General features: G+C 38.9%; 13 protein-coding genes. All 13 read right to left on the bottom strand.

All coding sequences use genetic code 11. From position 1 onward, the window contains the following. Positions 1–2: 2 nt before the first annotated feature. The 13 genes from EI161_RS02505 to EI161_RS02565 all read right to left on the bottom strand — a co-directional run bounded on the left by EI161_RS02505 (position 3) and on the right by EI161_RS02565 (position 22,461). On the bottom strand, positions 3–2,774 hold the full coding sequence (locus EI161_RS02505; protein WP_192528908.1) for a glycosyltransferase: 2,772 nt from the start codon (positions 2,772–2,774) through the stop codon (positions 3–5). A gap of 78 nt (positions 2,775–2,852) precedes the next feature. After that, a complete protein-coding gene (locus EI161_RS02510; RefSeq protein WP_192528909.1) occupies positions 2,853–3,572 on the bottom strand; it encodes a DUF6270 domain-containing protein in 720 nt (239 codons plus the stop codon). A gap of 48 nt (positions 3,573–3,620) precedes the next feature. After that, positions 3,621–4,733 carry a hypothetical protein gene (locus EI161_RS02515; RefSeq protein ID WP_192528910.1) on the bottom strand — a complete coding sequence of 371 codons (1,113 nt, stop codon included), beginning with the start codon at positions 4,731–4,733 and terminating at the stop codon, positions 3,621–3,623. Positions 4,734–4,883: 150 nt separating this feature from the next. Beyond that, positions 4,884–6,527 carry a hypothetical protein gene (locus EI161_RS02520; RefSeq protein ID WP_192528911.1) on the bottom strand — a complete coding sequence of 548 codons (1,644 nt, stop codon included), beginning with the start codon at positions 6,525–6,527 and terminating at the stop codon, positions 4,884–4,886. Between the two features lie 97 nt (positions 6,528–6,624). Beyond that, positions 6,625–10,323: a glycosyltransferase gene (locus tag EI161_RS02525; RefSeq protein ID WP_192528912.1), complete on the bottom strand. Its 3,699-nt coding sequence runs from the start codon at positions 10,321–10,323 to the stop codon at positions 6,625–6,627. A gap of 123 nt (positions 10,324–10,446) precedes the next feature. Next, a complete protein-coding gene (wecC, locus tag EI161_RS02530; protein WP_192528913.1) occupies positions 10,447–11,688 on the bottom strand; it encodes a UDP-N-acetyl-D-mannosamine dehydrogenase in 1,242 nt (413 codons plus the stop codon). Between the two features lie 42 nt (positions 11,689–11,730). Further along, on the bottom strand, positions 11,731–12,870 hold the full coding sequence (wecB, locus tag EI161_RS02535; protein WP_192528914.1) for a non-hydrolyzing UDP-N-acetylglucosamine 2-epimerase: 1,140 nt from the start codon (positions 12,868–12,870) through the stop codon (positions 11,731–11,733). Positions 12,871–12,911: 41 nt separating this feature from the next. Further along, complete coding sequence (galE, locus tag EI161_RS02540) at positions 12,912–13,946, bottom strand: UDP-glucose 4-epimerase GalE (RefSeq protein WP_192528915.1); 1,035 nt, start codon at positions 13,944–13,946, stop codon at positions 12,912–12,914. Between the two features lie 99 nt (positions 13,947–14,045). Beyond that, a complete protein-coding gene (gene sucD, locus EI161_RS02545) occupies positions 14,046–14,921 on the bottom strand; it encodes a succinate--CoA ligase subunit alpha (protein ID WP_192524171.1) in 876 nt (291 codons plus the stop codon). A gap of 152 nt (positions 14,922–15,073) precedes the next feature. After that, positions 15,074–16,240, bottom strand: coding sequence for an ADP-forming succinate--CoA ligase subunit beta (gene sucC, locus EI161_RS02550; protein WP_192524172.1), 1,167 nt, complete (start codon positions 16,238–16,240; stop codon positions 15,074–15,076). Between the two features lie 156 nt (positions 16,241–16,396). Then, a complete protein-coding gene (gene lpdA, locus EI161_RS02555; RefSeq protein ID WP_192528916.1) occupies positions 16,397–17,851 on the bottom strand; it encodes a dihydrolipoyl dehydrogenase in 1,455 nt (484 codons plus the stop codon). A 331-nt stretch (positions 17,852–18,182) separates the two neighbouring features. After that, on the bottom strand, positions 18,183–19,442 hold the full coding sequence (odhB, locus tag EI161_RS02560) for a 2-oxoglutarate dehydrogenase complex dihydrolipoyllysine-residue succinyltransferase (RefSeq protein ID WP_192524174.1): 1,260 nt from the start codon (positions 19,440–19,442) through the stop codon (positions 18,183–18,185). Positions 19,443–19,578: 136 nt separating this feature from the next. Then, positions 19,579–22,461 carry a 2-oxoglutarate dehydrogenase E1 component gene (locus tag EI161_RS02565; RefSeq protein WP_192528917.1) on the bottom strand — a complete coding sequence of 961 codons (2,883 nt, stop codon included), beginning with the start codon at positions 22,459–22,461 and terminating at the stop codon, positions 19,579–19,581. Positions 22,462–23,515: the final 1,054 nt, after the last annotated feature.

Here is a 23,515-nt window from a genome sequence, read left to right on the forward strand (position 1 = left end):
GTTTAAACCCCTAACCAGCTATTATATTTATATATGAAGTCGCTTATAATTTTATCGTTTAACAATCTATTATTTTTAAATTTTTTAACAGAAACTACATTAAAGGGGTCTATGACAAAAATATCATTACTACCAGTCGAATTCTCAATCTCCCATTCAGATGAGTTAACTTTATAATTATCTAGAGATAATCTATCAATTAACACACTTCTCAGAGAAGCCTTCTCAATACTTCTATACCAATTAGCATCGTCTATGTCTAAATTAACTTTATCCACGGATTTATCCTTGAGCTCTTCAAAATCATAATGAATTTGTCGTGTAATAGCTTTAGATTTGGTATATTTAGTAGCTAAAATCAAATCTAATACGGCATTTTGGAAGTTAATAATAGAGTCTTCAGTAAAGTAAACGTATTGGCTATTAGCTTCGTTAATTTCATAAAATGCGTCGTTGTAACTATCTACAATAGATAATTTGTTATTCTCATTAGACTTTAAAGTATTTCCTACAGACGCATTATGCAACTTTTTACTATCGTTTATAATAATAAGCTTATCAATATTAATATTTTTTTGACTCAACAGCGTCCCGATAAAACTTTCAATTTCTATTAGTCCTGTATATCTAGCTACAATAGATACGTCATTTAAACTATTTTCATCAACTTCTTGGTCTGCTATACAGTTTTTAATATATTCCCAACGTATTTGATAAGTATGTTTTAACATAATTTCTCGAATACCTAGAACAGACTGCTTATGCCAAAAATAGCTGTTATCTAATAGGGTACCTACCGCAATATTTGCTTCATCTTTATTTGTAGCCGTCAGTACAATACCTGGGAACTGGGCTGTTATCGCTTTAGATGGTGTAGATACTACAGGAGTACCACTAGCTAGCAACTCATATACTCTACGTGACATCATAGTTGGAGAGCTAACTATAGTATTTACGTTCAAAAATATTTTGAACTTCTTGTATAGTTCAATCATTTCCTCAAATCCCACACCGTCTCTAATTACTTCATTATATTCAGAAGGATAGGCATAATTATCAGATTTGTTTTCAGAAACTCTATTATATATAAAGCCATCATTATCTAGAAGCGCTGGTAGAAGTTTATCCATCTGCTTCTTTCTATCTGGATGGTTTTTTGCATAATAAGTACCAGCAAAACATACATTTTCCACACTTCCAGAAAATCTATCTATAGGATTGGTCTTGCTTACGGGTGCTGCAAAAGACAAAGACCAAACATTAGCGTTTTTTAGTTCTTTTCTGTATTTTTCAACTATTTGTGAATCAGTAGTAAATACATAATCTGCTTCTTTTGCAATTGGTTTAAACATCTCATAATGCATTGGATCTTCTTTATTCCAGAAAATTACTGGTATTTTTTTTTCTCTTAACTTCCCAAATACATCTAGAAGCTTTTGTGCGTTATTATGCTGTAGATTTGGAGAGGTAAATGCATATAACCATTCACTTTTATTTGCTTTCCAAGCACTTTCAAAAAATGCAAAATCAGATTTCGTAGTCGCAATTTGCTTAGAATAATTATTTTTAACAACTCCAAATCCCTGAAAAGCATCATTCCAACACTCCTCAGAGATAGGATCAAGCAGTGTAAGACCTTGCTTAAATGTGTCTTTCAATTCAACTTTACCTTTTTTTGGAATACTTATTTTTGTGCTCTTTAAAGCTTTAGTATTCTCATCTTTTGACTGTGTGGTAATAACATCATTACTTTTAAATAAAGCTTTCAAGTTTTTATTCAAACCTAATATTGATTCAATTTCTTTTAAGTTTTCCTCTAATTCATAAATCATTTTATCTTTAAGTTTATATATTTTCTCATAAGACACTAAAAGCTCATCTTTTAATTCCGATACGTCATTTCTGTTATCAATATGAATAGCTTTTTTACTATGGATATTAATTTGATATAATAATATTCGTTCTTCCTCTGAACATAAAAACCTATTAAACCCAAAGTGAATAGTCGCTACTTCTTTAGGTACGACGAAGGTATATAGCTCTTCAACTTCCCCTTGTGTCGAAGCAAGATATTTAAAGTGTGCGTCAAAAGCATCTGACCTAAACATACTCTCTAAAGACACGTCGACTTCTTCGCCAGCCTCATTGTAAGCTCGGATTAGCAAGACGGCTTTACGCTTGTTAGCAGGACTGATGTTTAGGTACTCGACTATCGCTTTGATGCTGATTCTCTGACCTGACTTCACAGCCGTTGGATACCAGACTGGCTCTTCTGATGGTAATTCTAATTTTTCAATGAAATGGTTGTTCGCAGTTTCAAGCTTTTTAGGTAACTCACTCTCTACTTCTGGATATATCGTAAGATCACTGATTAATACCTGCTCATTCTCTGAACATAAAAATCTATTAAACCCAAAATGAATAGTCGTTACCCCTTCAGGTACGATAAAGGTGTATAGCTCTTCAACTTCCCCTTGTGTGGAAGCAAGATATTTAAAGTGCGCGTCAAAAGCTTCTGACCTAAACATACTCTCTAAAGACACGTCGACTTCTTCGCCAGCCTCATTGTAAGCTCGGATTAGCAAGACGGCTTTACGCTTGTTAGCAGGACTGATGTTTAGGTACTCGACTATCGCTTTGATGCTGATTCTCTGACCTGACTTCACAGCCGTTGGATACCAGACTGGCTCTTGTAATGGTAGCTCTAATTTTTCAATGAGCTGAATGCTTGGCATTTTCAGTTTTTTACTGGCTCTGTGTTTGGTCTTAAGCATAGTAACGTCACTTATTGAGATATTTTAAGTTTTTTGATGATGTTATTTTGATACAGATAAAAGAGGTAAAGCTAAGTCTTAGGTTCTCATTTTTTCTAACATTCTTTTATAATAATCATCAGTGAAATGAAAGGGAGATAGCCCCCACTTATGGTTTGAATCAGCTACAAGTAAGTCCTTATCAACCTCAATAATGCTTGATGATGGTAGGATCTGTTCTACATAATCGTACATAGCTTTTAATTTCTCATTATTCTTTTCTATTTCCCACTTATCATTTAGTAAGATAGTATCTTCGGGAGTATTAGCTTGGTTTGACCAATAAACCTTATTGATCTTGATAGCATCCAAGCCTATCTTATGGTCAACGACACTAAATAAGTTATCTATTCCTTCACGCCAAAGCTTCATATATTGATCAGAGAAGGTGTTTATGAGTTTATCAGGCTTGATACCAGAGCGTACAAACTCAACTGAGCGCGTGACTAGCTTGCCATTTATTTCAGCCAAATGAAACCTATCAACTAGAAAATCAATTAATAAAACATCGTAATCCTCAGCAGCTGCTGATTCTATGATTTCATTATTGAAGTCAGACTCAACCATACGACGCTGAAACTTTGAGCTTATATTAGATAGTGATTCGTAATATTTATTTGGAATTGTCTTTGCTACATTGTTAGAACCGAGTGTCGCTAGAGAGGATCTTGCGTTATAGCTTACCAACTGCATAGTCTCAGCTTCATCAAAATTCAAAATATCTCGAGAGACACAGCCTCCATACACTTTAACTTTCATCAGATACCTCTTAAACAAAGAACATAAATAAAGAATAATGATATTAAATCAAATTAATGATTTATGAAGCGCTGCCAATACTGTCTTATTGAATCTCAGAAACTTTTCTCTCGTGACGGGTTTCAATGATTTATCTGCAAGAGCTGTTTCTGATAAAGATATAGCTCTTTTATAATCCTTTAACGCATAAGCTTGTCTAGCACGTCCCATATGAGTGTAACTACTTTCTATCTTATCAATATAAGGTATGGAGCCTGTTGATATAGATTTTATTATCTTACTTAACTGCTTTGTATGATTTAGATGATAAAGAACTTCATGCCCAGCATAATCAAAATTAATCAAATTCAAATTTTCAAAAGATTTTTTTATCAAACGATCTATAAAATAGCTATCTTCTTTGACATAAGGATCATAAAAAATATAAATATTTTTATCTGTTTTTTTATTTTGATCGAAGCCTAGATGTTTAAAATCTGTTTTGCTAAATTTAGACTGAGTTTCGGAGGTTTCTACTAAGATAGGATGAGCTGAGTTCCGAGGTGCAGATGCTATAACCGTACCGTTTACCGCTCCAGCGTAGTAGATCGCACAATAACCACCTAATGAGCTACCATATAGAAACACTTCATGATCGCGAACAACGGGTAATACATAATGCTCAACATCTTCGAACGATAACTCTTGATATTGGTTATCATTTTGCAAGCAGGCTACAACATTGAATCCGTTTTTATTAAGATAGTTTAAGGCGAATGGAGTTTCAGTTTTTAATGTTCCAGCTCCATTAAAGACGATAAAGGTTTTTGAAGCTCCTACATCATATAAGTCTATTTTATATCCATTTTTTTCAACTATATTACTGACGACAAGTTCTGATAGCTCTACCGCACCACTACTATCAATATTTACGTATACCTTATGCGCTATCTTATTCTTACCAGTCTTATAATAAAATATAGCCTTAAAGCTTCCTTCTTTAAAAGGTATAGCAAAGCAAGTACTAGCTTGATTAGTATAACCCTTCTTTTCTGTGCCTTTAGAATGAGTTAAGTAAAATGCATACTCTAAGCCTTCTTCAAATTCCGTTTCTAAGCTTATAAATCCATTACTATTGATAACTTTTCTTTTAAACTCTTTAGTATCATCTAAATTTATCATCTTTAATTCACTTTTCTAATAAATATATGACTTTTCAGTGAATAGCTCTGCTTTCTCATGATTTACTTAATATTAGGAAGTATGAAAACAGAACTATCATAAAATGTTTAAACGTAAGTAAAATATATTTTTATCAAAGTGTTAAAAATATTAAGCTTCACTGTTGCTGGTCTTAAAGAGAGCAGCGGCAATAATTAGTGATATGCTACTACCTTCAGAGGCGTGATTAAATCTCCCTCGACTAATGGCTTCATCTAAATCCTGAGAAGCCTTATTAATAAAGCTATTACTCCATAATTTTTGGACCAATTTAGATTTGCAAGCTTTGTCAAAATCTTTTTTCAAATACTCAAGGGTTTTCTCTATAGGCTTTGATGAGGTAACCTTCTCGTTTGAATTATTTTCTGCATATATAGTTCCTGTAGTGATCGATAACTCTTCTCTCAACTTAGTTAGCTGACTCAAAGTATTACTAGAAGGATTTTTTGCTACCTTATCATAAGGGAAATCAATTAATTTATCGGTAATATTTATAATGTCATAAAGAACTTGCGAGCTTTTGACTTTTTCAAAGTTCTTTTTAGTTGCTATGTTAGCTAAGTAGCGCGAACTTAAAGGTGTAAAAGATATCTGATATTGGGGAAATAAACCAGTGTGGAATCGATTTCTAAAATGTCTATAATGTAGAAGTAAAGCATCAATATCATCGCCACAATGATCTACATCTTGCATCACTGACAGAGTCTCAAATAAATTAATAGCTAAATCAACCATTTGCTCTGGGTTATCGAGCTTACTACATAGATATCTAATAGAGTCATTATAAGTAGTAGTTTTAGGGTTGTTACCATAGAATGTTCTATGATTTTCACCACCCCCACCACCAATCGATATTTTTCTATAATCGACTTTTGTACTTGGAAAATATATAGGCTGGTAAACTCCTAAACACAAGTTCTTCCAAGTCAGATATTTCTCTTCAGCATCTAGATGATAAATAGTATCTGAATACCTAGTTTTGGCGTTCAGTTTATATCCAAAATATTTGGTTATTTTTTCAGCTACTTTTATATCTTTATCACAGCCTTTAATTACATGACACGCTAATCGATATTCAGCAGTATTTTTCGTATCTATCTGATGATAGGCTAGGTTGGATAAAGAAAAAACAGCGCGAGAATCCAACCCTCCAGTCAAGCCTTGTCGAATAAAAAGCTCATCATTCGATAATAATGTAGAAAATCTTGATATCCATATATTGACAAAATTTATTAAAATTTGACGATAGTCAATAGTATCACTTCCAATATCATTAATTTTTTCTATTTTAAGACAACTACCCCCTATTGTGAGCAAAGTATTGACAGGCAATATCTTTATTTCATTAGCAATGGTATCAAAGGTAATAGGTTGTTGAGTGAAAGACAAGCGTTCTGTTGACATCATTAATAATGCTACATTAGGGGTAACATTAATTGAATGTTCTTTTAAATGATTAATTAGTAAGCTTAATGAATTTGATACTGCCCAAACACTAGAAGCCTTATCATAAAAGTATAGTATCTTCTTAAAACCTGAAAAATCCGATCCTATTAGAAACCCTTTCTCAACTTTCTTTGCTAAGACATAACATCCATCTTCTCCATAAGATATTTGTTTTCCAGTGTGCTCAAAGTACTTATCAGCCCCTGATTGACCAAAAATAAAATCCTCTTTAGCAAAGCAGTAACCTTGAAATAACCTTTCAGGATTATTCTTAAAGCTAGACAATAGGTATGTAGAGCTATCAGTCATGGTAAACCTTGTTTATATAGTTTTTAATAGCTATAGTTTATTTCATTCAGAGTTCATGCTTAATAAAATAACTCTCACCCTCTTTAATCAAACTTCATCACTTTTCTATTAAGTTAATTTCGTGTTCTATGGTATTTTCAAAACCACACTGTTCTTTGACACGTTCTTTAGCAGCTGTAGATTTATTCAAAAATAAAGAAGGATCTTGAGTAATTTCTATAATTTTCTCGACCATTTCTTGAACATTCTCAGCTCCAAACAAAGCACCTTCTTCGTCAGAGATAAACTCAGGAACTGCTGCTACTTTATTGGTGACTACCACTAACCCTGAAGACATAGCCTCATCTCTAGATACACCTTGAGAGTCCCATCTAGTAGGGTTTAAGAAAACGCCATGTTCTTTGTGAGCTACTGCTATCTCATGATGACTTAGAAATCGTTTGTGTAAATGAACGTTTTCAAATTGAAGCAAAGGCTCATTAATCGAATCAAACTCCTGCCCGTCACCATAAATATTAATCTCTAAATCCTTAAAGAACTCATACTTAGATAATTCTAATAAAGCATCAGCTGTAATATCATTACCATACTTAGGACCGGAGTATGGTCTTATAGACAACAGCTTTAATCTATCTTCAGCCTTTTTTTCAGTGTATTCAAATATAGAGTCGTCTACATAATTATGAATCACCCTCTTATTTGAGCTTGGTATTGTAAGCTCTAAATCTTCCTCAACCTCCTGAAGAAAGGTGTTAGAAACAAAAACTAAAGTAATGCTACTATTCAGCTCTTCTTCAATAAGCTTTTTCCAGAAACTTAACCGGTTATCAGCAAGCCTCTTTTTTCTCTCTCTTTCAGCTTCATTTAAACCTAATAAATCAAATTCACGACGCTGCCAGCTTTGTACCTCAGCCCCATGTAACCATATAGTAATCTTTAACGTTTCTCGATAGTCCTTGATTATATTCCACATCTTTTCGTCCATAAGATGGATAAATATATTTTTCACTTGACCTGATTCGAGTATACTCTTCAAATTACCCTTATTACCACTAAACACATCAATAGACTCAAACTCTCTGAAACCTAAATCAGTATTACTCTCTGCCATTCTAAAGACATCTACGATGTGATCATGGTTTTTATAAGCTCTTACTCTACTATGCAGAAAACCATACTTATATAAATCATCGTATGAAGGATACTGTTTTGCTAATACTAAAGTGTCACTTTTGGCAACGAAGTCATTAATGGTTTCTCTTTTTTCGCCAATATTTATAGATCTTATATAGGATTGACCATTACCCGTAATTTTAAATCCTATTTGTATATATTCACAATTGACCGGTATAGGCATAGTGTGGTTGTGAGAGACTGCCGTTATATGATGTGATAGTTTCTCTTTGTTTTCATCCAAAAATACAAATACGGAACGTAGATCCATGTTGGTATCTGCATCAACCATAAACTGACTATTGAACCTTAGATTGACGTCAGACCTATTATAAATAGTCTTAAAATAGACATAAGCAAACTTACCATCAGGAAGGGTAGATTTGATTTCGACATTTTCAATATTTCTATTAATTTGTATTTGTTTGCTTTGAGGTTTGATTAACTGGGCATCTATATCGCTAGCTAAAAATATAACAGCATTTGAGTCTTGATATACACTTAGGTCATCGGTTTTATTTGTACTAACATTTATTGCTTCTGAGACCTTTAGGAGTCTGCCTTCAAAGTCAACTCCTTCATCGAGAGTCAGTTTGCCGTGTGCAGCTAAAATTTCTTCATCGCTGAGACTAGCTCCATTTAATACATAGTTAAAGCAATCCATAGCGAATGACCTTGCTTGAACTTCTAAGTTATTAATACTTTCAAGCTGATCCTCTTCTAATACCACTTTTTTAAATAAATTAGCAGTTATTAGACTTTTAGTACATTTAAATTTATCTACTTGTTGGTATTCCTTGTTCTGTACCAGCACAGCTTTGCCACTTATATTTTCAAAATAACTGTCTTTAGTTATAGCAGATATAAGGTGACCGTCATTCTGCTCAAGGTACACTCCGCTTAGTGCCAAATCAGATAAATAATAGCGACCATAACTGTCATTCGGATTAAACACAGCTATATCAGTATCTTTTTGACATTGCTCAATGGCCTCAGAACATTCAGATTTTGTATTATAGATAGTAATCCTGTCATCGACCACATTACCTAAATCTATATTGCTAAGTATAAATAACTCTCTATCTAAATAGTCTTGCTCATTAAAGCTGCTGATAACACTGTCTAACTCACTTTGACTATTAACATAGGCTACTACTACTATATGATTGCGAGCAATACTTAAGGTTGATTCAAATGATTTTTCTAAAATATACTTTAATCGGTGCTGATAAGTATGGTGGCTTAAAACTTTCCTAAGTCCTTGAAGCTTGTACTTTTTCTGAGTTAAAAGATCTCCAGTAAACTTCTTTAACTGTCTATCAAGTTCAATGGTCTCATCTGAACATATGACTAAATCACCAAATAAAAGTCTGACACCGCGTGAGTAATTACTTAGTACTATAGTATTAGAAGCCAGCATCTCAAACACTCGTCTAGCAAACATGGTTTGTGATTGCTTGATGGTATTCATATTGATACCGTATACATAGCCTTTATAGGCTTTATCTATTTCAGATGGTGCTAAACTACCTAGTATCATTGACTGGTAGCTTTCAGGAAACTCATAATGTGGATGAGGCTTATCAAAATTACGGTCAAAAATATCTAAACCCTTATAGCTATCTGCAACTCCAGATAAAACGCTAAAATCGCGCTGCCTTATAGGATATTTTAAATAATAGGAGCCAGCGAAGTTGAATTTATCTTGTCGATCGTAAATTTCAATAGGATTATGAATAAGTGGTTGCGCAGCAAAACACAGTAAGTACACTCTCTCATGACCCAAATGTTCTTTGTACTTGCTTATACAATCGATATCTGTAGTAAATACAATATCGACTAGCTCAGCTACTCCCAAAAAAGTACCAAAGTGTACTGGATCTTCTTTACTCCAAAAAACACTTCTAATCTTTTGCTCATCACAAAACTTTATTAGGTTTATTAGCTCTACTGATTGATGGCTAATCTTAGTTTTCCATAGACCATCTTTACCTTGCCAAGCTGATTCAATAAATAACACATCTGGCTTAAACTCAAGAATCTCTGACTGCCAGTTGTTTGGTGTGATATGACATATAGTTGCCTCAGGGTCGAAGCATAGCGAGGTAAACTCATCCATAACAGCAGCGATTTTGATATTTTTTTCTGAGAAATCTTTCTGTAAAGTAATTTTATTTACACGATCATTATTTAATTCTTTTATCTTTCTTACTTTTGTAGGTGTCGCTATGATACTGCGTTTATTAACATTGCTCATTTTCACTAAATCATAACGTTCTTTTTGTTTTTGCTCATCAAGCAATATTATTATTTTATGCAATAAACTAGCATTGCTTAAATCTTTATTTTTTCTACTTAATGAGTCAGCATAAATTGCATATAGCTCTTTACTAAGCCTTCTGACGTTTGTTTTTCTTTTAGCAGCATCGATTAGAGATTTGCCTAATTGATAAGAGATCGTATTTTTTTCTGCTGCTTTATTAATTTGCTTTCTTTCATTTTCGATTTCGAGCGCGCGAATGTATTCTTTTAGATCATCTATAGAGCCTCCATGCTTCTCAACTAGGTCTCTGACTACCTTTAGCTCTGATTCGCTAAAACTAGTAGTGTTTTTAGATAGCATCTTATAGATCCTGTTTTTCATAGGTCACCAGAATGAGTGGATGGAGGAAAGAATATTAGAAGCTTAAACTCGAAATAGGCCTAATCATAAAAGCTTTCTAATTTTATGATTAGGTTTGTCAAACTAACGGTTAGTCACAAAATTCACAACACTTTTGTCAGATAGGTCTAAGCTCTCAAATTCATCATGAGCGACCAAAATAGCGATCACATCAGCTGCATCGATAGCTTCTTGTAGAGATGAGAGTTTACCTGAGTTTAAGCTTTCAGGTAACTGTTTGATATTAGGCTCAACTAATAGAATATTAGCGCTGCTGCTCTCGAGCATTTTTTTAGCAATGTTAACCGCTGGACTCTCACGTAGATCATCAATATTAGGTTTAAATGCTAAGCCTAAGAGTGCTACTGTTGGCTTCTCACTCCCTTGTTCCTTTAGCTTATTCACTTCGGCGTTGATCTTTTCGATCACCCAGTTAGGCTTATTGTCATTAATCTCACGAGCCGCACGGATAATTTTAGCCTCATCTGGGTTTTGATTAACGATGAACCATGGATCAACAGCGATACAATGACCACCAACTCCAGCGCCAGGCTGCAAGATATTAACACGTGGATGATGATTGGCTAGCTCGATCAACTCCCAGACATTGATATCTAGTTTATCAGAGATAATAGACAACTCATTGGCAAAGGCAATGCTCACATCACGAGAAGCATTTTCGGTCAGCTTTGCCATCTCAGCCGTACGAGAGTTGGTTGCTAGTAGCTCACCTTCTACAAAGATACGATATACTTCTTGCGCTTTTTTAGTCGATTCTTTGGTCATACCACCAATGATACGATCGTTTGAGATTAGTTCTTCTACGACCTTTCCAGGTAGCACGCGTTCTGGACAATAAGCAACAAAGATATCTGCTTCATTATCCGGCTCATGATACTTAGGAAAGGTTAGATCAGGACGGACTTCAGATAGCCAAGCAACCATTTTTTCGGTAGCCCCGACTGGAGAGGTTGACTCCAAAATGACTATATCACCTTTTTCTAATAGCGGCGCTAGTGCTTTACTAACCGCTTGAATATAAGAAAGATCTGGCTCATAGTCATTACCCTTAAACGGTGTTGGCACCGCAATGAGATAAGCATCAGAGTGCACAGGTGTCAAGCTGGCTTTGAGATTACCTTTGTCTACCGCTTGCTTTACAATGGCTTCGAGACCTGGCTCTACAATATGGATTTTACCTTGATTGATCGTATCAACGGCATGCTGATTGACATCGACCCCGACCACATTGGCACCATGATGAGCAAACATCGCAGCCGTAGGTAAGCCAATATATCCTAAGCCAAATACACAAATATTTTTCATTTTTATCTCATTTACTCTATTTATAATTAATTTTATTGCTTTTTAAGCTTCTTTCGGTTCGAAAAACTTAACGATAGTCTCTGCTATACGTTTTGAAGCTTGGCCATCACCGTATGGGTTATGTGCCTCACTCATTTTTGAATAAATAGCTTCATTCTCTATCAGATTGCTAACTTCGGCAACGATAGTAGCATGGTGTGTACCTACCAGCTTAACGGTACCTGCTTCAACCGCTTCTTGTCGTTCAGTGGTGCTACGCATGACAAGGACTGGAATACCAAGCGATGGTGCCTCTTCTTGAATACCACCTGAGTCAGTGAGGATGATATGGCTAGTACTCATCAAATAAACGAAAGGTAGATAATCTTGGGGTTCAATCAGTTTGACATTATCTAAACCGTGAAGTAAACGTTCCACTGGTTCTTTAACATTAGGATTTAAATGTACAGGATAGACAAACTCATAATCAGGGTACTTTTTTGCTAACTCTTGAATCGCTTGACAAATTGATTCAAACCCATTTCCAAAGTTTTCGCGGCGATGACCAGTAATCAATACACGGCGTTTATTGAAGTCTAACTTAGAGAACTGCTGCTTCAGTTCATTCTTGAGAGTCTCGTTAGTCTCGAGTTTGTTTTTGACATCTAATAGTGCATCGACAACAGTATTGCCTGTGACATAGATAAAGTCAGGATTATTATGTTCGTCGTATAGATGCTGAGCAGCGGCTTTCGTCGGTGAAAAATGCAACTTAGTAATGATACTAGTTAGCTGTCTATTGGCTTCTTCTGGCCATGGAGAATAGATATTATAAGTACGTAGGCCAGACTCTACATGGCCAATAGGGATTTGCTGATAAAAAGCAGCCTGTGCCCCACATAGAGTTGTTGATGTATCACCGTGGACTAAAACTAAATCTGGTTGACACTCTTCAAGAATAGGCTCGAGAGCAAGTAGCATTCTTGAACTGGCTTGAGTCAAGCTCTGTCCCGACTTCATAATATCTAAATCATAATCTGGCGTAATTTCAAACAATGCTAATACCTGATCCAGCATTTCGCGATGCTGGGCTGTCACGCAAACCAATGATTCTATCTTAGGGTTGGCTTCTAGCGCCTTAACTACTGGTGCCATTTTTATTGCTTCAGGACGCGTGCCAAATATACTTAGTACTTTTATCATAAATACCTCTTGTTAGTTTAATTCTATTTTACAAAATCTAATTATATATTTGTCTCATAACCATTAGGGTTCATGCTTTGCCATCGCCAGCTATCTTGGCACATATCAGTGATAGAGAGTTTTGCTTGCCACCCTAATAGGTTTTTCGCTTTATCAGCACTGGCATAACAACTCGCAATATCACCAGCGCGGCGGCTAACAAATTGATAAGGAATGTCCTGTTCCGACACTTTAGAAAATGCTGCTACTAGCTCTAAGACAGAAGTTCCTTTACCGGTACCAAGATTAATTGGTAAAAATCCTACTGGAGCTGCTTGCTGTTCTAGGTAACTAAGTGCGGCTACATGACCTTGTGCTAAATCAGTGACATGAATAAAATCACGAACACCAGTACCATCGATAGTTGGATAGTCATTGCCAAAGATACTGAGCTTGGGCAATTTACCGACTGCTACTTGAGCAATATAAGGCATTAAATTATTTGGGATATCATTAGGATCTTCGCCAATCTGCCCTGATGGATGTGCCCCTACCGGATTAAAGTACCTAAGGGTAATCAGGTTCCAGTCGTTATCTGATACTGCGAGGTCTTCTAGTATATATTCAACCGTGAGCTTACTTTGGCCATAAGGGTTGGTACAAGAGCGCTTCGAGCTCTCATCGATAGGCAGAGTTTCGGGGTCGCCATAGACAGTAGCCGATGAAGAAAAGACGAGGTTCTTCACCTTATATTCTGCCATTACTTCTAGTAAAGTAATCGTACCGCTGACATTGTTGTTATAATACATGAGTGGCTTGGCAACCGACTCACCAACGGCTTTAAGACCTGCAAAATGAATGACACCAAAGAATTGATTGTCAGAAAAGACTTGTCTTAGTAACTTCACATCACGGATATCGCCTTCAATCAAGTCAATTGGCTGTCCAATTAGACTAGAAACACGATTTACCGCTTCACGGCTACTATTGGATAAATTGTCGTATACTACTATCTCGTAGCCTGCTTCGTGCAGCGCAATACAAGTGTGTGAACCAATATATCCCGCACCGCCAGTGACTAATATCTTGTTTTTCATAATATAATTTTTTAGGCATAAAAAAGACACCTCATTGTAGAGGTGTCTTTGATTTTTTTCAATGCAGTTTTAGTAGTTACTTAACATACTCTGTATGTATTACCAACCAGTAACTTCTTTTAGCTTGTCACCCAGTTTAGATGGGTCACGTGTATACGCGATACCAGCATCTTCAAAGGCTTTAAATTTCTCTTCAGCAGTACCTTGACCGCCTGAGATGATAGCGCCAGCATGACCCATACGCTTGCCTTCTGGAGCAGTAACACCTGCGATATAACCAACCACTGGCTTAGTCACATGGTCTTTGATATAAGCAGCCGCTTCTTCTTCAGCAGTACCACCGATCTCACCGATCAGGATAATAGCTTCAGTTTGTGGATCTGCTTCGAACAGTTTCAACGCATCAATCTGGTTCATACCAGGGATAGGATCACCACCGATACCGATACAAGTTGATTGACCAAAACCAAGCTTAGTGGTTTGAGCGACCGCTTCATAAGTCAATGTACCAGAGCGTGAGATGATGCCCACTTTACCTGGTTGATGGATATGGCCTGGCATGATGCCGATTTTGCACTGACCTGGAGTGATAACACCTGGGCAGTTAGGACCAACCAGACGTACATCGCCCGCTTCTTCGAGATAGCGTTTGGCTTTTAGCATATCGAGAGTCGGTACGCCTTCAGTGATTACTACGATCAGCTTGACGCCAGCATCAATAGCTTCAACGATAGAATCTAGTACAAATGGCGCTGGTACGTAGATAACAGAAGCGTCGGCTTGAGTGGCTTCCATCGCCTCCGCCATGGTGTTAAATACTGGTAGGTCTAAATGCGTTTGACCGCCTTTACCTGGGGTTACGCCGCCGACGACTTTCGTACCGTATTCGATTGCTTGTTCAGAGTGGAACGTACCGTTTTTACCAGTGAAACCTTGTACCAATACTTTGGTGTCTTTATCGATTAATACACTCATTATTTATTCCTTTATTCGGTTGTCTTGTAATAGCCACTTGATGATGGATTGATCATTAAATATTAATGATTCATTCTTTACCAACAAGCTGCTATTACGCTTTGACTACTATGTTTAAGCAGCTATATCTAAAGTTCTATACTTCAAATATATTAGGCTTTTACAGCGTCGACAATTTTTTGAGCAGCGTCTGATAGGCCTTGAGCTGAGATTAGTTTCAGACCAGACTCTTCTAAGATTTTCGCGCCTTTTTCAGCGTTGTTACCTTCTAGACGGACAACAACTGGTACTTTTACGTCAACTTCTTTGATCGCAGCGATGATGGCTTCTGCAATCATGTCACAACGTACGATACCACCGAAGATGTTGATTAGCACACCTTCAACGCTGCTGTCTTCAAGGATAATCTTGAATGCTTCAACAACGCGATCTTTAGTAGCACCGCCGCCAACGTCCAAGAAGTTAGCAGGCTTGCCGCCGTACAGTTTGATGATGTCCATCGTCGCCATCGCAAGACCAGCACCGTTAACCATACAACCGATATTACCCTCTAGGGCAACATAGTTTAGGTCAAATTCAGCGGCTTTTAGCTCACGCTCATTTTCTTGCGTTTTATCTTGTAGTGCTGCGATTTTAGGCAGACGATAAAGGGCGTTTGAGTCGATACCGATTTTGCCATCAACACAGACGATTTCGCCATTTTCGCGTACGGCTAGTGGGTTGATCTCAATCATTTCGATATCGTTGTCTATAAAGGCTTGATAAGCACCAGTCATGATTTTAACGAACTGATTGATTTGTTTGCCTTCCATACCCAATTTGAACGCAACTTCGCGCGCTTGGTAAGGCATAAGGCCCACTAACGGATCAACGTTAACACTGAAGATTTTTTCTGGCGTTTCATTGGCCACTTCTTCAATATCAACGCCGCCTTCGGTTGATGCCATAAACGTCACGCGTTGGCTAGAACGGTCAACAACTGCACCAAGATATAGCTCAGTTTGTACTGGGTACATGTCTTCTGCAACCAATACGAAGTTCACTGGTTGGCCGTCAGCGTCGGTTTGGAAAGTAACCAAATTGGTGCCGATAAGCTCTTCAGCAACTTGCTTAGCTTCTTCACGAGTCTTAACCAGCTTTACACCGCCCGCTTTACCGCGACCACCAGCATGTACTTGCGCTTTAATAACTGCAATATCTGTTGGTGTTTTATCAAAAGCAGCGGCCGCTTCGTCGCCACTATGGGCAATGATGCCTTCTTGAATCGGCAAACCGTAGCTTTTTAATAGCTCTTTTGCTTGATACTCATGTAAATTCATTGATTGTATCCTTTATTTTTTACAATTAATAAAAAGTGAAAACGAGTGCGCATATATATCTAGTAGACATCCGTCTAGCGCACTCATGACTGTAGTGATGATTAACATAGCCACACCACAATCAGGTTATAAGTTGGTACTTATCAAACTAATTACTTACTTCTTACGTTTTTTACGCTGAATGGCGTGAATAGCACGACCATCTGCAGATAGAGCAGCTTCGTGCACTGCTTCTGAAATGGTTGGGTGCGCAAATGTCATCAGCTGTAAATCTTCGATACTAGAAACAAATTCCATCGCAATCATGCCTTGATGGACGATATCACCAGCACCAGCAGAAATCGCATGCATACCCAATAGGCGATCTGTTTTGGCATCAGCGACGACTTTAATAGAGCCTTGCGCTTCACTTTGGGCAAGGGCACGGCCATTCGCTGCTAGGTTAAACGAGCCTGTTTTGACTTCATAGCCAGCTGCTTCAGCTTCTTGTTCAGTCAACCCAACCCATGCGATTTCTGGATGGGTATAAATGACGTTGATAATAGTGTCATAGTTGACCTGAGCTTTTTCGCCGTGAATACGTTCAACGGCCATCATGCCCTCTTCCATGGCTTTATGCGCAAGCATTGGACCACGAACCAAATCACCGATAGCATAAACGCCATCAAGATTGGTTTTACACTGATCGTTGACATCAATCAAACCGCGTTCGGTCAATTGAATGCCGCTATCGTCGCCAAGCAGCTTTTCAGAATAGGCACGGCGACCAACACAAACGATTAATTTATCAAAGCTTTCGTCTGACGCCTCACCTTTGGCTTCACTAGTAACGACCACTTGATCGCCTTTCACTTCAGCGTTGGTGACTTTGGTATCGACACGGATATCGAGGCCTTGCTTCTTCAGCATTTTGCCCGCTTCTTTTGAGATGTCTTTATCAGCAGCTGCTAAGAAACTTGGTAGTGCTTCATAAACCACCACTTCGGCACCTAGGCGACGCCATACTGAACCCAGCTCAAGACCGATGACGCCTGCGCCAATCACGCCTAAACGCTTAGGTACTTCGGTGAAATCAAGCGCGCCAGTAGAATCAACGATACGGTCGCCGTCAGTCTTAGCGACTGGAATATCGATAGGCACTGAGCCTGCCGCAAGGATGACGTTTTTAGCAGTGATCGTTGTCTCTGCTTCGTCTGCTAGAGCGGTAAATTTAACTTTTTTATCGGCGCCCTTGCCATCTTCTAACGTGCCCCAGCCTTGTAGCCAGTCAACGCCATTGCCTTTCAATAATGCCGCAACACCGCCCGTCAATTGCTTAACGATGCCTTCTTTGCGTTCTATCATTTTTTCGACATCAATGGTCACATCGCTCGTGCTAATTCCATGCTCGCCAAGGTCGTGCTTAGTCGCTTCATAACGATGCGAGCTATCAAGCAACGCCTTTGATGGGATACAACCAACGTTTAAGCAAGTACCGCCAAGTGCAGGCTCGCCTTTATAAACACGTTTTTCGATACAAGCAACGCTCATACCTAGTTGTCCTGCGCGGATAGCAGCTTCGTAGCCACCAGGACCGCCGCCGATGACGACTAAATCATAACTGTCTTTCATAGTCCATTCCTATTTCTAATTTTATACTATTCCTAAAAATGTGAGTAGCAAGGAAAACCAGTGCAAGTACTACTTTTAGTAGACTAAACGAGTTTGACACAACTAATCATGTTTTTTAGGTTTGGTATTCGTTATCGTTTAAGCTATTAGGCAATTTATTAATAACAAAAGTAATCAGCCACAAGTTAACCGTATAGTTAATACACTACTTCAGTATCACATGCTGTAGAGCGCTGATGTATAACCGTGAGAATTGCAGAATAACTGGGAGAGCTTTTATCATAAGGTGAAAAAAGCTTGTATCAGCGATTGCCAATACAAGCTTAAACACTTATAGGTCTAGTAGTAACATGGCTGGGTCTTCAACCAACTCTTTGATCGTTACTAGGAATTGTACTGCTTCTTTACCATCAATCATACGGTGGTCATAAGACAGTGCAAGATACATCATTGGTAGGATTTCAACTTTACCATCGACTGCCATTGGGCGGTCATTGATGGCGTGCATACCTAAGATAGCCGTTTGTGGTGGATTCAAGATAGGCGTTGACATCAATGAGCCAAAGACACCACCGTTAGAGATAGTGAACGTACCGCCAGTCATGTCATCTAAACCAAGTTTGCCTTTTTGCGCCAAACCACCAAGCTCACGAATACGGCTCTCGACACCTGCCATGCTCATCTGGTCGGTATCACGCAATACTGGCACGACCAAACCACGATCTGACGATACCGCAACACCGATATCATAAAAACCATGATAAACGATGTCATCGCCATCTAGTGAGGCGTTGACTGCTGGGAAACGTTTAAGGGCTTCGGTCGCTGCTTTCACAAACAATGACATAAAGCCTAAACGCACACCATGACGTTTTTCAAACTGCTCTTTATACTTAGCGCGCATGTCCATCAACGGTTTCATGTTCACTTCGTTAAACGTCGTTAGCATGGCAGTATCTTGTGACGCTGACAATAGACGCTCAGCCACACGCTTACGCAAGCGAGTCATTGGGACGCGTTTTTCAGTACGCTCACCCATTGATTCAGCCACTGGACGGCCGCTATCAGACTTAATGCTGCTGTCGGCTTTCAGTGTTGGGCTTGCCATATCAGTTTTGGTGACACGGCCGCCGCGACCACTACCTTCGACGTCTTTAGGGTCGACGCCTGACTCTTTTGCGGCTTTACGTACGGCTGGGCTTTGATCTTTATGATCCGCTTCGTCTTTCTTATCTGTTGCTTGTACTGGCTCACCACCATCTGCGGCTTGTTTTGCTTGTACTGGCGCGGCTGGTTGATCTGGATCTACGGCAGGCGCAGCATCTGAGCTAGAACCGCCATCAGAACTTCCAGTTGCACCGGCTTCAAACTGAGCGATGAGCTCGTCAGACAGTACGGTATCGTCTACTTGCTTAACGATTTTGGTCACAACGCCATTATCAGGCGCCACAACTTCTAATACAACTTTATCAGTTTCGATTTCAGCCAATAGGTCATCACGATTAACTTGTTGACCTTCAGTGACATGCCATTCAACGATTGTGCCATCGGCAACCGATTCTGGAAAAACGGGGGCTTTGATATCAGCCATCGATATACTCCTTAGATTTGGATATTCATATTTATTATTAAGTCGTGATAGGCAGTCAGTATTGTTTCAATTAAAAAGCACTGACTGCCATCGCCTGATTCATTTACTGTCTATAATCTTGTGATGAACCCATCTATTATTTAGACAATTCATCGACACTGATACCAAGACCACCAGCGATCAACGCTTGCTGTTGCTGAGCGTGTAGTTTTGGTGAGCCTGTCGCAGGAGCTGCACTAGCAGGACGCGCTACCGGATCCATAACTTTTGCCTTGGTTGGGTGCGGTACGACAATACGGTATATATTCGGTGCCAAGTAGTACCAAGCGCCTTGGTTCAATGGCTCTTCTTGCGTCCACACAATCTCTTCTAGATTACTATATTTTTCAATCTCAGCAACCAAACGCTCTTCTGGTAATGGGTAAAGCTGCTCGATACGGACGATAGCCACATGATCTAGACCCAATGCACGGCGATGCTCAAGCAAGTCATAATAAACTTTACCACCACATACCACCATACGAGTCACGTTGTCCGCATTTTGCTGATCTATCTCTGGCAGTACCGTTTCAAACTTACCATTGGCAAGCTCTTCTAGGTTTGACGTGGCCAGCTTATGACGTAGCAAGCTCTTTGGCGACATGACAATCATCGGCTTGCGAATTGGACGTACCGCTTGGCGACGTAGAGCATGATAAATCTGCGCAGGCGTCGTTGGGGTAACCACTTGCATGTTGTCTTCAGCACATAATTGCAAGAAGCGCTCTAGACGAGCAGATGAATGCTCAGGACCTTGACCTTCAAAGCCATGCGGCAATAGCATGGTCAAACCACAAACACGCTGCCATTTGGTTTCGCCACTGGATATAAACTGATCAATGACAACCTGTGCACCATTGACGAAATCACCGAACTGCGCTTCCCATACTACCAATGCGTTTGGCACGGTGGTGGCATAGCCGTATTCAAATGCCAGCACGGCTTCTTCTGACAATAAAGAGTTATAAGTAGCAAAGCGAGCCTGTGTCTCACTCATATGAGCAAGGGGCACATACATACTGCCATCTTCGACGTTATATAGCTCACTATGACGATGTGAGAACGTGCCACGGCCGACATCTTCGCCAGTAATACGTACCATCACTTCATCATTATCAACCAGTGACGCGTATGCCAATGTTTCAGCAGCGCCCCAGTTAAGTGGCTCTTCGCCTGTTTGCATGGCTAAGCGTTGGTCGACAACTTTTTGTACTTGACGTTGTAGCTTATAGCCTTCGGGCATCTCAGCCATACGGCGACCATAACCTTTCAACTTTTCGATATCGACACTGGTATCCCACTCGTCCACCAAATCATGACCTAGATAAGGTTTCCAATCGACAAACAATTCTTCGTTAGGCTCACTGACTAGTGAATTAGCAACATAGTCACCACGATCTAATGATTCACGATACTCATCTTCGTAACGCTTTTCATCGTCGGCACTTAGTAGGCCTTCTTCAATCAATGTTTTTGCATAGATACCACGCGTGGTCGGCAGCTTTTTAATCACCGCATACATCAACGGTTGAGTAGCTGACGGCTCATCGGCTTCGTTATGACCGTTACGGCGATAGCAGAACAAATCAATGATAATGTCTTTATCAAACTCATGGCGGTAATCTAACGCCAATTGAGCGGCAAATACCACTGACTCAGGATCATCACCATTAACATGTAAAATAGGCGCATGAACCATTTTTGCTACATCGGTACAGTACTCAGTTGAACGTGCATCTTCTTGACGGCTGGTGGTAAAACCAACTTGGTTATTGATGACAATGTGTACTGTGCCGCCTGTAGTATAAGCACGGGTTTGTGACATCTGGAAGGTTTCTTGAACCACACCCTGACCAGCAAAAGCGGCATCGCCATGAATCACGATAGGCAATACTGAATTACCGTCTTTATTGTCCTGTAATGGCTGGTCATTACGGCGCACTTGACGTGCACGTACTGAGCCTTGCAATACTGGGGCTACAATCTCAAGATGTGATGGGTTAAATGCCAAAGCTAAATGCGTCTCGCCACCTGGCGTCATGACGTTAGATGAAAAACCATTGTGGTATTTGACATCGCCTGAGCCTTTTTCTGGCTGGATTTTGCCATCAAACTCATCAAATAAATCTGCTGGGTTCTTACCCAAAATATTGACCAATAAGTTTAGACGTCCACGGTGAGCCATACCAATGACCATCTCTTTAGTGCCATAGCCACCAGCACGTTGGATGATTTCATTAATAGCAGGGATAAAGCTTTCACCACCTTCTAGGCCGAAACGCTTAACACCCGTATATTTGCGGGCTAGATATTTTTCTAGGCCTTCAGCAGCGGTTAGACGCTCAAGAATAGACAGACGTTTTTCTTTGTCAAACTTGATATAGCCTAGATTGGTTTCTAGGTATTTTTCCATCCAGCGCTTTTCTACACTGGTGGTGACATGCATGTACTCAACACCAATGTTGCGGCAGTAAACACGCTCCATGATTTCAATAATTTCACGTAGAGGCGCTTCTTCCTTACCGATATCCAAATCATTGGTAGGAAATACCGTATCGAGGTCGGCTTCTGAAAGGTTATGATAAGCGAGGGTCAAATCCTCTACTTTTGCACGTGGGTGCAAATCTAATGGATCAAGCTTCGCCTTACGGTGACCACGGCGACGGTATGCCGAAATCAATTGTTGCACACCCATTTGCTTAGGGTCAGCGCAATTAGCTAAGCTGGTTGCTTCGCTATTAGACGCCGCTCCCCCTTTATTGGCTGTCTGATTACGGGCAAGCAATAAAAACTGATCCTTAATAGCATTATGATGAGCATCGTTTGGCGATTTGTACTGTTCAAAGTACGTTTGCCAATCGCTATCAACACTATTAGGGTCGTCTAAATATTGCTCGTAAAGAGCTTCTACATAATGGGCATTATCAGCGGCCAGTTCTGTGTGGCCGTGGCTTGCTGTTTCTTTAGTTATACTATTCATAATAATCGTCTATTTGATAGATAAATGAATGGAATCGTGCTTATTATTGTGTCATCTGTCACTGGTTAAACATGCAAAACAATCGTGCAAAAACTTGATATATCGTATTAGGTGTCATCTGATAAAATCCTACTTTTCAGTAGTATTCACAGTTTAGATATAGTCGATACTGAATAAAATGATACACGAAACTCTGTTACATGGTTACGTGGCTGGCACGTTGCGTGGTTAGTACAAATTTTTCTTGCTTGCTGTGCCTACGCCAACAGAGGCTACAAAACTTATGTTTTAAACGAAAGTACTCCAGTGTTTTAAACGAAAGTATTCCAGCCACGCCTGTATCGCTTTTATATTGATCTAACTATAGGGCTGTAATCATTTACGAGAGTCTATATGCTACATAGAGGCCATCAGTATTTTTACAACACTTGATGAAAAATATAATTATTTGTGAACGATGAGTTTTCTTATCTGGCTCGTTTCACAACATTAATTTATATATACTGCCTATAGCCATAACAAATTTATTTATAGTGGATACTTGGTGTGCTATCAGCTGGCCTATAAATTGGCTATCGTTGCTGAGGTGCCTGGCTATTTCTGAGGGTTACTGCTTTTTTTAGCCTGAAATACATTGCTGTATAGGGTAGCACGCCTGTCTTTTATGCCATAGTTTGTTTGTTCAATACTAGGTATTTAGGTAATGAATAACCACTATAGTCAGCTCAAAACAAAAGCGATGTAATGGTAATAACATGCTATTGGCTATATTAATTTAGGTACATCTTTATCGCTTACGAGGTTAATTAGTACGCGGTCACTGATAAAGCAGAAAGTCGATAACGGCTATTTATTCAGCGAAATGCTTGGTTATTAAAACTCATCATTCAAAGCAGACATCATTGTAACATTTAATTTCATCAATATCTCTCAGTGAATACCTGTTTTTTCATAATAATTATATAGGTTGCCTGCATATATATCATGTTTTCTTACACACGACCAACGTATTGTTAGCACAGCCTTACCTTTGATCTTTGCATTCCTTAAAGCT

The organism is Psychrobacter sp. FME5 (assembly GCF_014861375.1).
Lineage (GTDB): Bacteria > Pseudomonadota > Gammaproteobacteria > Pseudomonadales > Moraxellaceae > Psychrobacter.

Bases quoted from the DNA above. Each gene is read 5' to 3' on its own strand.
- EI161_RS02505 (WP_192528908.1), bottom strand. From the start codon at position 2,774: ATGCTTAAGACCAAACACAGAGCCAGTAAAAAACTGAAAATGCCAAGC.
- EI161_RS02510 (WP_192528909.1), bottom strand. From the start codon at position 3,572: ATGAAAGTTAAAGTGTATGGAGGCTGTGTCTCTCGAGATATTTTGAAT.
- EI161_RS02515 (WP_192528910.1), bottom strand. From the start codon at position 4,733: ATGATAAATTTAGATGATACTAAAGAGTTTAAAAGAAAAGTTATCAAT.
- EI161_RS02520 (WP_192528911.1), bottom strand. From the start codon at position 6,527: ATGACTGATAGCTCTACATACCTATTGTCTAGCTTTAAGAATAATCCT.
- EI161_RS02525 (WP_192528912.1), bottom strand. From the start codon at position 10,323: ATGCTATCTAAAAACACTACTAGTTTTAGCGAATCAGAGCTAAAGGTA.
- wecC (WP_192528913.1), bottom strand. From the start codon at position 11,688: ATGAAAAATATTTGTGTATTTGGCTTAGGATATATTGGCTTACCTACG.
- wecB (WP_192528914.1), bottom strand. From the start codon at position 12,870: ATGATAAAAGTACTAAGTATATTTGGCACGCGTCCTGAAGCAATAAAA.
- galE (WP_192528915.1), bottom strand. From the start codon at position 13,946: ATGAAAAACAAGATATTAGTCACTGGCGGTGCGGGATATATTGGTTCA.
- sucD (WP_192524171.1), bottom strand. From the start codon at position 14,921: ATGAGTGTATTAATCGATAAAGACACCAAAGTATTGGTACAAGGTTTC.
- sucC (WP_192524172.1), bottom strand. From the start codon at position 16,240: ATGAATTTACATGAGTATCAAGCAAAAGAGCTATTAAAAAGCTACGGT.
- lpdA (WP_192528916.1), bottom strand. From the start codon at position 17,851: ATGAAAGACAGTTATGATTTAGTCGTCATCGGCGGCGGTCCTGGTGGC.
- odhB (WP_192524174.1), bottom strand. From the start codon at position 19,442: ATGGCTGATATCAAAGCCCCCGTTTTTCCAGAATCGGTTGCCGATGGC.
- EI161_RS02565 (WP_192528917.1), bottom strand. From the start codon at position 22,461: ATGAATAGTATAACTAAAGAAACAGCAAGCCACGGCCACACAGAACTG.